A 12,316-nucleotide genomic window follows, 5' to 3' on the forward strand; every position below is an offset into this window, starting at 1 on the left:
CCGCTTTTTGATCGAGATTTTTTATGCAGCATTTCATTGAACGCAATGGTGAACTCTACGTTGAAGATACCCCGCTGAGCGCCGTTGCCGAACGCTTCGGTACGCCCTGTTATGTCTACAGCCGCGCGGCTTTTACGCAGCAGTATTTATCCTACGCGCAAGCCTTGGGTTCGCATCCGGGCATGATTTGTTACGCGATCAAAGCCAACTCCAATCTGGCGATTTTAAATATGCTCGCCAAACTGGGTGCCGGTTTCGATATCGTTTCCGGTGGCGAATTGGAGCGGGTGTTGCTCGCCGGTGGCCAGCCATCGCGCATTGTGTTCTCTGGTGTGGGTAAAAGTGCCGACGAAATTGCGCGCGCATTGGATGTCGGTATTTTCTGCTTTAACGTTGAGTCAGAAGCGGAGCTGGAATTGCTCGCACAAATCGCGGCAGAAAAAGGCAAAGTGGCCAGCGTGTCACTGCGGGTAAATCCCGATGTGGATGCAAATACCCATCCCTACATTTCTACCGGTTTGAAAGAAAATAAATTCGGCATCGCCATTGAGCGCGCACCGGCGGTCTATGCGCGTGCGGCGCAATTGCCGAGCCTTGCGATCAAAGGTCTTGATTGCCATATCGGCTCACAACTTACCCAGCTGACTCCATTTTTGGATGCGCTCGACCGCTTGTTAATTCTGGTCGATGAATTAGCGAGCAGCGGTATTCATATTTCGCACCTCGATTTGGGTGGCGGTTTGGGCGTTACCTATCGCAATGAAACACCGCCGCCAGTAGCTGATTACATGGCAGCGATCAAAGCCAAATTGGGTGATCGCAAATTAGCGTTGATGTTTGAGCCGGGCCGTTCAATTTCGGCAAACTCCGGTGTGCTGCTCACCAAAGTGATGTTTTTGAAACCAACCGAGCACAAAAATTTTGCAGTGATCGATGCGGCGATGAATGACAATATCCGTCCATCGCTCTATCAAGCATGGCAAGACATTCGCCCGGTGAAGCCGCGCGCGGCAGAAACCCGCCAATGGGATTTGGTTGGCCCGATTTGCGAAACCGGCGATTTCCTCGGTAAAGACCGCGCCTTGGCAATTGAGCCGGACGATTTACTGGCAGTAATGTCCGCTGGCGCCTATGGTTTCAGTATGAGTTCCAACTACAACACCCGTGGCCGCGCTGCCGAAGTGGTTGTGGATGGCGATCAAATGCACTTGGCGCGCGCGCGCGAAACCTTTGAAGATATGATTCGCGGCGAGACTCTTTTACCTGAATAGTACGTCGCCGGAATAGCACGTTTTTATAACGGATATGATTATGCGTTTACGTTTTAGCAAAATGCACGGTTTGGGTAATGACTTCGTCGTGATCGATGGTGTCAGCCAAAGTGTGCGTTTAACTCCGGAAAAAATCCGCTATATCGCTGACCGTAATTTCGGTGTGGGTTGCGACCAGATTTTATTGGTTGAAACCCCGGACGCCCCCGATGTGGATTTCCGCTACCGCATTTTTAATTGTGATGGCAGTGAAGTAGAAAATTGCGGCAACGGTGCCCGTTGCTTCGCTGTATTTGTGCGCGAGCGCAAATTGACTGGCAAAAGTATTATCAAAGTGCAAACCGCGGGTGGCTTGATTGAATTGCGCGTGCAGCAAGACGAGCAAGTGAGCGTCGATATGGGCGCACCGCGTTTGCAACCTGCACAAGTTCCGTTTGTTGCCGATGCACAAGCAGTGACTTATCCATTTGAGGTTGCAGGCAAGACCTACGACATTTCCGCCGTATCCATGGGCAACCCTCACGGTGTACTGGTGGTCGATGATGTCAAAACCGCACCGGTTGCAGAACTTGGCCCGTTGATCGAACGCCATGCGCGCTTTCCCGCGCGCGTGAACGCGGGCTTTATGCAGATCCTGTCGCGCAATGAAATTAATTTGCGTGTATTCGAGCGCGGTGTTGGCGAAACCCTCGCCTGCGGTACCGGTGCCTGCGGTGCTGTGGTCGCCGGTCGTTTGCGCGGTCTGCTCGATGAAAAAGTAAAAGTTAATTTACCCGGTGGCAGTTTGCATATCGAGTGGCCGGGCGAAGGTCAGGCGGTGATCATGACGGGGCCTGCGGTTACCGTCTTCCACGGACAAATAAAAATCTAAAACGCTATGAACGAAAAAATCGCGACTCTTGCAGATCCACTGGAACCGGAACAAATCGAAGCGTATTTGCGCGAGAATCCGGATTTTTTTGAACAGCATCAGGATTTATTGGCAGAGATAACCCTGCCACACGATTCCGGTTCTGCTGTGTCATTGGTGGAGCGGCAGGTCGCGATTTTGCGTGAGCGCAATATCGATATGCGCCATCGCTTGAGCAAATTGCTTGACAACGCGCGCGATAACGACAAGTTGTTCGATAAGAGCAAACGTTTGGTGCTGAGCCTGATTGAAGGGCAAGACATGGGTGATATTATTGATGCCCTGCATTACAGTTTTGATAAAGATTTCAATATCCATTTCACCAGCGTTATTTTGTTTGGTAACACCGAAAAAATTCCCAGCAGCCAGGCACGTATTGTCTCAATCGCTGAAGCGCGTGAACACGTTGGCCCGCTACTAAAAAATAGCCGCGCCGTGTGCGGCACCCTCGGTGCCAAAGAAATGGAATTTATTTTTGGTGAACATGCTAACGAGATTGGCTCGGTTGCCACAGTGCCGCTTATTCACGGTAGCGTGTTTGGTTTGCTCAGCATCGGCAACCGCGACCCACAATATTATCGCTCCAGTATGGGCACTTTGTTTTTGAGTTATATTGCCGAAGTGCTCAATCGTTTATTGCCAAAATATTTGCCGCGCTAATTCTTGATACCATCTGCGAGACTGCCCAGCGGAGATTTATGAACGACCTTTCTCCACCAGCTACGTCCTTGCCCTTCACTGAACAGCTCACTGCGTTTTATACCTACATGCGCAGTGAGCGGCAGTTATCGATCCATACCCAAACGAATTACGCACGCGATCTGGAAAAATTCCAAAGTTTTTGTGCGGCAAAATCGCTCAGCGAACTACAGCAGCTGAATCCAAATCATATACGCATGGCAGTTGCACAATTGCATCGCGATGGATTGGGCGGGAAAAGCCTGCAGCGTTGGCTTTCGTCAGTGCGTAGTTTTTTTCAGTTTTGCATCAGGCGTAGCTGGATAAAAAATAATGTCGCTGATGGTATAGCTGCACCAAAATCGCCAAAAGCCTTACCCAAAACACTGGATGCTGATCAGGCTGCGCAATTTGTGCAAGTCGAGGGTGACGATTTTATTAACAAACGCGACCGAGCACTGGTTGAATTAATTTATTCATCGGGATTGCGTTTGGCGGAAGCGGTGAGCTTGAATCTCAATGATATCGATTGGGGCGATGCCATGCTTACCGTCACCGGTAAGGGCAACAAAACACGCACGCTTCCGGTTGGTTCTCTCGCACTCAGTGCGCTCAATCACTGGTTAGCTGCACGCAAACTCTATACGCAAGATGATGAGCAGGCGCTGTTCACCACTCATCGCGGTCAGCGCATCAGTCATCGCGCGGTGCAAATGCGCTTGCAACAGCTCAGCATAAAACAAGGCATGGACAACCCCGTTCATCCCCACATGCTTCGTCACTCTTTCGCCAGCCACATGCTCGAATCCAGCGGTGATTTACGCTTGGTACAGGAACTCCTCGGGCACGCCAATATTTCCACTACCCAGGTTTATACTCATCTCGATTTCCAACACCTTGCAAAAGTTTATGACAAGGCGCATCCGCGCGCAGGGAGGAAGACGGATGGAGATGATGAGTTGTAGTGGGGGATTGCTTGAACTTGCAAATACTAATAAGGAATTGTTTGATGAGTAATGCTTTTTTAAAATCCGTAATTAGCTTGGCTGTGTTTGTGCTAACACTCTTTTCAGTGACTGCTTTTTCACAAAGCACTGAAGAAAAGAAACCATTGCCGCTGCATCATGGTGGCAGGGTGGTTATTGGTGAACTGAATAATATACCTACTTACACTTATTCATGGCCTGGCGTTTATTTCGAGGCGGCTTTTGTCGGTACCGAAGTTGATTTGAAATTAAATGATAGCAATAACGTATTAAATATTATTGTTGATGGGCAAGCGCCTGTCGTACTTACAAAACCAGGTAGGACAACCTACTCCATTAATAATTTACCTCAAGGTAAGCACCGCGTTCGAATTGAAAAGCGCACCGAAACACTCTACGGCACGGGAACCTTTGAAGGTTTTTTTATTCCAAAAAATAGCCAAGCCATTACCTTGGAAAAACCGAAGCGTAGTATGGAGTTTATTGGCGACTCAGCCCTTGTTGGTTATGGTATTCGGTCGTCCAAGCGTGAGTGCGGCGAGGAGGAAATTGTCTCTTTCACTGATACGCAATTAACCTACGCAGCACTGACTGCTAAAGCATTTAATGCGGACTATCAAATTAATGCGTTGTCGGGCTTTGGTGTGGTGCGTAACTACAACGGTGCTTTTCCGGAGAATACCTTTCTCTCGCTTTACCCTTACTCACTGAATGACAAAGGTGTGCTCTACAAAAGTGATTGGTCACCCAATATTATTGTTATCGGTTTGGGCGGCAATGATTTTGCTACGCCGTTAAATGCTGGCGAAAAATGGAAAACCCGCGAAGCTTTACAAGATGACTATGTGAAGAGCTACAAAGATTTCATTTTGAGTTTGCACACAAAAAATCCTAACGCCCACTTTATATTGCTTTCATATGCAGTGTCTGGAGATGAGCTGGAAAACCAAATTGCGCGTGTAATTAAAGCGCTGAAGCAAGAGGGAATGCGTGATGCCGGCTTGCTCACCACAAAAGCGGTAGAGCTCTCGGCATGCCATTGGCATCCTTCAGAAACAGACCACAAAAATGCAGCGAAAATTTTGATAAGTTACATTAACGCTAATCCTGGGTTATGGAATTAATTGAACGAACAGCATTCACTAAATGAATGCTGTATTGCTTGGGCTTTCTATGGGTTGGATGCGTCTGCCTAACTACCTTAAGCCCTAACAACTATATCGAGATGTGAGTCCTGCATTTATGCTGAATTTTTCCGGAATTCCCGCCGAATTACATGCCCCCGCCCAGCGTTACTGGGATCAATTTGAAGCTGCGGTGCTGAGCCAGAGTTTGGTGCATCCGCGCGATCTATTGCCAGTTTCAATTTCTATTGATGAATTTTTTCGTCAGCTGACACGCGCGTTTGTTGCAAGTGAATTTATTGCCAAGACATCGGCGCAGCGGCCGCAGTACTTAATTGAATTAGTGCAATCCGGCGCGCTGTTTGAAGTGCAGGCAGACTCACATCTTGATGCATTTGCTGCGGCAGTAAATGCGTGTAATACCGATGCAGAATTGGATGTGTGTCTGCGGCGGCAGCGGCAGATGGCGATGATCCGGATTATCTGGCGCGACCTGAACCGTGTGGCAGATATGCGTGAAATCACCGCGGAGCTATCGCGCTTTGCGGATAAATCGATATTGCTCGCGGCGGAATTTCATTACCGCGCGCTGGAAAAAATGTACGGCACACCGATTGGGCGAGAGTCGGGTTTGGCGCAGCCCTTTATGGTGTTGGGCATGGGCAAATTAGGTGCGGGGGAATTGAATGTCTCTTCCGATATCGACTTGATTTTTACTTTCCCCGAGGGCGGTGAAACCAATCATGCGAGTCGTGCGATCAGTAACCAGGAATTTTTTATCAAGCTCGGACAAAAGTTGATTAAAAGTTTGGATACAGTCACTGCTGATGGTTTTGTATTCCGCGTTGACATGCGTTTGCGCCCGCACGGTCAGAGCGGCGCGCTGGCGATGAGCTTTGTGGGCATGGAGGATTATTACCAGACGCAAGGGCGCGAGTGGGAGCGCTACGCGATGATCAAGGCGCGCACTGTGGCGATGGCGGGTGGTGAAGGGCAAATTGCCGCGCGTAAATTGCTGGGGCAAATGCTGCAGCCGTTTACCTATCGCCAATACATTGATTTCAGCGCGATTGAATCACTGCGTGAAATGAAAGGGTTGATTGCGCGGCAAGTGCAGCGCAAAGGAATGAATCTTGATGTGAAATTGGGGGAGGGCGGCATCCGCGAAGTGGAATTTGTGGTGCAGGTTTTCCAATTGATTCGCGGTGGCCGCGATGCCAATTTACGCAAACGCAAAGTGCCGGTGCTCTTGCCATTTTTGGAGCAGGAAAATTATTTGCCACCGGGCGCTGGTTCCGCATTGCTTGAAGCCTATATTTTTCTGCGCAATACCGAGCACGCCATTCAAGGCTATCAAGATAAACAAACCCAATCCTTACCGGTTGATCCGGTCGGTCAGTTGCGCCTTGCTTGGGTGATGGGATTTGAAAATTGGGATAGTTTTTTTGCAACGCTCAGTGCCTATCGCCAGCGCGTGAATGCGGAATTTAAAGCCGTAATTGCCGCTCCCGATGAAGAGGATTCGGTCGACCAAAAGGCCTTGGCATTTTGGCTGGGGTTATGGGAGGGAAGCCTGCAGGGTGAAGATGCAGTGCAATTGTTGACGGCGCGCAATATCGAAGGGCCGGAAGCGCTGCTGAAAAATCTCGCCGACTTGCGCGAAGGGCGCGCAGCGCTCTCGATGCAGGCAAGTGCACGCACGCGGCTCGATGCATTTATTCCGCGCCTGCTGCAAGTAATTGTGCACGAAGCCTTTGGCCCCACCTTGCCGATTACTATTGCCGAAACTTTTGCGCGCGTCGTCCCGCTAATTGAAGCTGTCGCGCGCCGCAGTGCGTATTTGGTGTTGCTGGTGGAGAACCCAACTGCTGTGCAGCAGCTGGTAAAACTGTGCGCCGCGAGTCCTTGGATCGCCGATCAGCTTGCGCAGTATCCGGTGTTGCTGGATGAGCTGTTAACACCGGAAAGTCTTTATGCTCCGCCGGATAAAGAATTGTTGCGCGATGAATTGCGCCGCGATGTGTTGCGCTTGAATTGGGATGACCTTGAAGGGCATATGGAAGCCTTGCGCTATTTCCGCTCGGCGCATGCATTGCGTGTGGCAGCGAGTGAAGTGACCGGTGCGTTGCCGCTGATGAAGGTGAGTGACTACCTGACCTACATCGCCGAAGTGGTGCTGGAGCATGTGCTGAATTTGGGGTGGGAGCACATGGTCGAGCGTCATGGCCGGCCGCGCCGCAGCGATGGTTCGGTCGATACCGCGCCGGATTTTGTGATTGTCGGCTACGGCAAATTGGGCGGGATCGAATTGGGGCACGGTTCGGATCTGGATCTGGTGTTTATCCACAATACCGATTCCAATCTGCAGACCGATGGCGAGCGCGCTATCGATAACACGACTTTTTACACCCGCCTCGGCCAGCGCATTATCCATGTGCTTAATACCTACACCCCGTCCGGCAAGCTTTACGAAGTGGATATGCGTTTGCGCCCGTCTGGCAACTCGGGGTTACTGGTGTCGTCACTCACGGCGTTTGAGAAATACCAGGCCAACGAGGCCTGGACCTGGGAGCATCAGGCACTGGTGCGCGCACGGGTGGTTGCGGGCGATGCCGCGCTCGGCGAGCTGTTTGAGCAGGTGCGTCAGCGCATCCTCACACGGGAGCGGGATCTGGACAAATTGCGTGCGGATGTAAGCGAAATGCGCCGCAAAATGCGCGAGCAGTTAGGAAGCGAGGGAAAATCCAAACCAAACCATCTAAACAGCCCGAAAACACCGGTGTTATTTAATTTGAAACAGGATTCCGGTGGTATCGTGGATATTGAATTTATGGTTCAATACGCGGCTTTGGCTTGGGCTGCAAAAGCACCTGAGATCATCCGGTACACGGACAACATTCGCATACTCGGATCACTGGAAGAGGCAGGCTTACTCGATGCCCAGTCCGTGGCCCACCTGATCGCGGCTTACAAAGCATACCGATCCACCGGGCACCGCCTCGCGCTACAGCGTCAGGAGGCGGTACTAGAAGGCGACAATCACTTCCTGAGCGAACGCGCGCAAGTCACGGCTTTGTGGCAGCAGCTAATCGATCACGATTGATGGTGCGCCCCGAATACTGAATCGTGCGCAGCTGAGGCTGCGCCGACAATCCCCGAACAGACAGAATTTTTCTAACACAGACTTTTTTTGATAAAGAATTTGGAGTTGCTATGTCTTTTGCCGATCGCGACGGCGTTATATGGCTCGATGGTGAACTCATTCCATGGCGCGATGCCAAGGTTCACGTATTAACCCACACTTTGCATTATGGTATGGGCGTGTTTGAAGGCGTGCGCGCTTACAACAGCTCAACTTTGGGTACCAGCATTTTCCGTCTGCAAGAACACACTGATCGCCTGTTCCGCTCTGCGCACATCATGCGTATGAAAATGCCATTCACCAAAGATGTGGTGAATGACGCGCACAAACAAGTTGTCCGTGAAAACAAACTTGCTGAAGCTTACCTGCGCCCGATGGCGTTTTACGGTTCTGAGGGTATGGGCCTGCGCGCTGACAACCTGAAAGTACATGTAATGGTTGCTGCCTGGCACTGGCCTTCGTACATGTCACCGGAAGCGCGCGATCAAGGTATCCGTATCCGCACCTCAAGCTACACTCGCCACCACGTGAATATCTCCATGTGTAAAGCGAAAGCTAACGGTCACTACATCAACTCATTGTTAGCGCTGCAAGAAGCCCTGGACAGTGGTTGTGAAGAAGCTTTGTTGCTCGACAACGAAGGCTACGTGGCAGAAGGTAGTGGTGAGAATTTCTTCCTGGTGCGCGATGGTATTATCTACACGCCGGAACTGACTTCTTGTCTCGACGGCATCACCCGCAACACTATTTTCCAATTAGCAGCCGATTGCGGTTACACCATCAAAGAAAAACGCATCACGCGCGATGAAGTGTATATCGCTGATGAAGCTTTCTTTACCGGTACTGCAGCAGAAGTATTGCCGATCCGCGAATTGGATGGCCGTCAAATTGGTGAAGGTCGTCGTGGTCCAATCACGACTCGCTTGCAAGATTTGTATTTCAAATCTGTGCGCGGTGAATTACCTGAGCACACCAACTGGTTGGCACCGGTTGCGAAATAGCAGCCAAGTGACAATCGCGATAACGGAGCCTCACGGCTCCGTTATCGTTTTGCAGTTTTGTTTTTTTATGTGAATGTTGTTGCGGTTAGTGTCCGGTTTTTATAAAAGCACTCTTTCCTATACATCGAAACGTCGCCTATGAGTGAACCCTTGTTTGTAAGTCAAAAGGATTTTCCTGCCGAGCTGAAAAAAATCCAAAAAATTTTGGTGATTGGCCCTGCATGGATTGGCGATATGATGATGGCGCAAACCCTGTTTAAATTGCTCAAGCTGCGTAATCCACAAGTGCAAATTGATGTGTTAGCTTCCGGTTGGACGCGTCAATTACTTGCGTGCATGCCTGAAGTGGCAGATGTCATTGATATGCCACTTGGCCACGGTAAATTTGGTTTGGGCGAGCGACGTGCATTGGGGAAATCCCTCGCCGATAAAGGCTACGATCAAGCGATTGTATTGCCCAACTCGTTTAAATCCGCGTTCATTCCATTCTTTGCCAATACTCCACTGCGCACCGGTTGGCGCGGCGAGATGCGCTACGGATTATTAAATGATGTGCGCGCACTGAATAAAAAACGTTATCCGTTAATGGTGCAGCGCTACGCTGCGCTGGCGCTGCCAAAAGAAGCAGAGCCGCTAACTGAATTTCCTTATCCGGAATTGCATGTCGATCAATCACAGCGGCCACAATTATTAACAAAGTTTGCATTGCAGCTGGATCGCCCGCTGTTGATACTTTGCCCCGGTGCAGAATACGGTCCAGCCAAACGCTGGCCGGAACATTATTTTGCTGAAGTAGTGGATGAAAAAATTCGTGCAGGTTGGCAAGTCTGGTTAATGGGTTCCGCAAAAGATCGGCAAGTAACAGATGTAATCCGCAACTTATTGTTGGATGACGAGCGCGTGCATTGCCACAACCTGGCCGGTAGCACTTCACTCGGTGAGGCTATCGAATTAATGGCGTGCGCCGATGCAGTGCTAAGTAATGATTCAGGTTTAATGCATATCGCTGCTGCATTGCAAAAACCGCTTGCTGTTATTTACGGTTCAACCTCCCCCGAGCATACACCGCCACTGAGCAAACAAGTCAGTATTATCAGTAAAGAAATTGAATGTGCTCCCTGTTTTGAGCGTGAGTGTCCCAAGGTGCACCACAAATGTTTGCGTGAATTAATGCCGCAACAAGTGTTGCAAGCGCTCGATACGCTCGTATCTTCACCTGCCGTCATTTTCGCGGAAGCGCGAGGATGAAATTAGCCTTCGTTATTTTTCGCTATTTCCCTTTCGGTGGATTGCAGCGCGATATGCTGGCAATCGCCCAAGCTGCGCAAGCGAGAGGGCATAGCGTCAGTATTTTTTGCGAAAGCTGGCAAGGTGAAAAAGTTTCCGGCATTGATGTTGTTGAAATAAAAAGCTCCGGATTTTTTAATGTTGCCGGAGTTAAAAATTTTGTTGAAGCTTTCACTCGCCAATTCGATCAAGCTCAATTCGACCTTTTGGTCGGCTTTAATAAAATGCCGGGGCTTGATGTCTATTTTGCCGGTGATTCCTGTTTTACCAAAAAAGCTTACGAAGAGCGAGCATGGTTCTATCGTTTAACGGCGCGCGCAAAACTTTATCTGCGTTACGAAACAGCAGTTTATTCTCATCTAAGCAAAACACATATTCTCGAAGTCTCTGCAGCTGAGCGCCCATTTTTTGCCAAGTATTATGGAACACTTGATGCGCGGCAGACGCTCTTGCCTCCCGGTGTTGACCGCCAGCTAATAAGCTCCTATGAACTGCGAGATTCTGCACGAAAAAAAGTGCGTGCAGAATTGGCACTTGCTGATGATGCCTGTTTAATTTTGTGCGTCGGCTCAGGTTTTAAAACCAAAGGTTTGGATCGCAGTCTGCGCAGCTTTGCAGAGTTCCGTAAAAATAATCCGAACGCGAGGCTCGCTGTGGTTGGCAACGGCGATGCGCGACCATTTCGAGCGTTAATTGTGTCGCTTGGTTTGAGTGATGCGGTGAAATTTTTAGGTGGTCGCAGCGACATGGCAGATATCTACGCTGCTGGCGATTTGCTACTGCATCCAGCCTACAAAGAAGTTGCTGGTAATGTCATTCTCGAGGCTATGCTATCGGCTATCCCGGTGTTGGTGACGCCAGTTTGCGGCTATGCTCATTATGTCGTTGATTATGCAATGGGCGAATTGTTGTTAGTTCCGGATGATTCAAAATTCGTAGCAACACAAATGCAAAAGTTGTTAGCAGTTGATTCTGTTGAATGGTCATCCAAAGCAGAGCAGTTTGCTCATGCGAGTGATATTTTTGCGCGCCCTGATCGCGCAGTAAATGAGCTTGAGCGTATTGCGCGTGCTCCCGTATCCATTCCGTTAGTGCAATCCGCTGCAACCAATGAGTGGATCTTGTGCGATGAGATGATTGAGGCTTGGCAGGGGCAGGATGTGTTTGCTTTGGTTGCGTCGCTCGCCGGTCCGATTGCCCGCGAAATGCCCGATCGGCAAACCCTGCGCTTTGAAATAAATGGGTGCGCCTACTATCGCAAATGGCATCGCGGCGTAGGTTGGCGCGAGATCATCAAAAATCTGGTTCGTTTGCGCCTGCCGATATTGGGGGCAAAAAATGAGTGGGAGGCACTCACTAAATTACGCGCCTTGGCTATCCCCAGTCTGGTGCCTGTGGCCTATGGGCTGCGCGGTAAAAATCCGGCGAAGCAGCAGTCATTTATCGTGACTCGGGAGCTTGATGACGTTATCCAACTGGATCATTACTTCGAGCAACATTCAGTCGCGATTAAGACCCAACGAAGTATTCTTCGGCGTCTTGCCGTGATGGCTCGCACCCTCCACGGCGCAGGCATTAATCACCGCGACTTTTACCTTTGCCACTTTATGCTTAAACCGGCTTCTATTGTGGCAGGTGGACCGCCGGATATTTATTTAATTGATTTGCATCGCGCTCAATGCCGTGCGCAAGTACCGCTTCGATGGCAAATCAAAGATTTGGCTGCGCTCTATTATTCAACGTTGAATCTTGGCTTTAGTCGTCGCGATATATTGCGCTTTTTGGCTGTGTATTTTGATTGCCCGGTGCGTGAAATTTTGACCACCAAGACTCCGTTGCTAAAGCAGATTCAGCGTCGGGCATCAAAAATGTATTGGCGTGATTTTGGCCATGCACCTGCGCTTCATTGATATAAGG

Annotated in this window: 9 protein-coding genes; all 9 read left to right on the plus strand. The window is 49.9% G+C overall.

Going from position 1 to position 12,316, the window contains the following annotated elements; genetic code table 11:
- The first annotated feature begins 23 nt into the window (after positions 1-23).
- The 9 genes from lysA (at position 24) to rfaP (ending at position 12,309) form a co-directional block, all read left to right on the plus strand.
- Positions 24-1,271, plus strand: coding sequence for a diaminopimelate decarboxylase (gene lysA, locus AAGC78_RS03025; RefSeq protein WP_435782554.1), 1,248 nt, complete (start codon positions 24-26; stop codon positions 1,269-1,271).
- 40 nt (positions 1,272-1,311) lie between these two features.
- Positions 1,312-2,142 (plus strand): diaminopimelate epimerase, encoded by an 831-nt coding sequence (gene dapF, locus AAGC78_RS03030; RefSeq protein ID WP_435782555.1) that lies wholly within the window; start codon positions 1,312-1,314, stop codon positions 2,140-2,142.
- A 6-nt stretch (positions 2,143-2,148) separates the two neighbouring features.
- Positions 2,149-2,841: a DUF484 family protein gene (locus AAGC78_RS03035; RefSeq protein ID WP_435782556.1), complete on the plus strand. Its 693-nt coding sequence runs from the start codon at positions 2,149-2,151 to the stop codon at positions 2,839-2,841.
- A gap of 38 nt (positions 2,842-2,879) precedes the next feature.
- A complete protein-coding gene (xerC, locus tag AAGC78_RS03040) occupies positions 2,880-3,824 on the plus strand; it encodes a tyrosine recombinase XerC (RefSeq protein WP_435782557.1) in 945 nt (314 codons plus the stop codon).
- Positions 3,825-3,868: 44 nt separating this feature from the next.
- Positions 3,869-4,969 carry an SGNH/GDSL hydrolase family protein gene (locus AAGC78_RS03045; RefSeq protein WP_435782558.1) on the plus strand — a complete coding sequence of 367 codons (1,101 nt, stop codon included), beginning with the start codon at positions 3,869-3,871 and terminating at the stop codon, positions 4,967-4,969.
- Positions 4,970-5,087: 118 nt separating this feature from the next.
- Positions 5,088-8,072, plus strand: coding sequence for a bifunctional [glutamate--ammonia ligase]-adenylyl-L-tyrosine phosphorylase/[glutamate--ammonia-ligase] adenylyltransferase (gene glnE / locus AAGC78_RS03050; protein ID WP_435782559.1), 2,985 nt, complete (start codon positions 5,088-5,090; stop codon positions 8,070-8,072).
- A 110-nt stretch (positions 8,073-8,182) separates the two neighbouring features.
- A complete protein-coding gene (locus tag AAGC78_RS03055) occupies positions 8,183-9,112 on the plus strand; it encodes a branched-chain amino acid transaminase (RefSeq protein WP_435782560.1) in 930 nt (309 codons plus the stop codon).
- Between the two features lie 138 nt (positions 9,113-9,250).
- A complete protein-coding gene (gene waaF, locus AAGC78_RS03060; protein ID WP_435782561.1) occupies positions 9,251-10,360 on the plus strand; it encodes a lipopolysaccharide heptosyltransferase II in 1,110 nt (369 codons plus the stop codon).
- A complete protein-coding gene (gene rfaP, locus AAGC78_RS03065) occupies positions 10,357-12,309 on the plus strand; it encodes a lipopolysaccharide core heptose(I) kinase RfaP (RefSeq protein ID WP_435782562.1) in 1,953 nt (650 codons plus the stop codon). Before waaF ends, rfaP begins: the two co-directional genes overlap by 4 nt.
- The last annotated feature ends 7 nt before the right edge of the window (positions 12,310-12,316 follow it).

The sequence above is a fragment of the Cellvibrio sp. genome (assembly GCF_039207905.1).
Taxonomy (GTDB): Bacteria; Pseudomonadota; Gammaproteobacteria; order Pseudomonadales; family Cellvibrionaceae; genus Cellvibrio.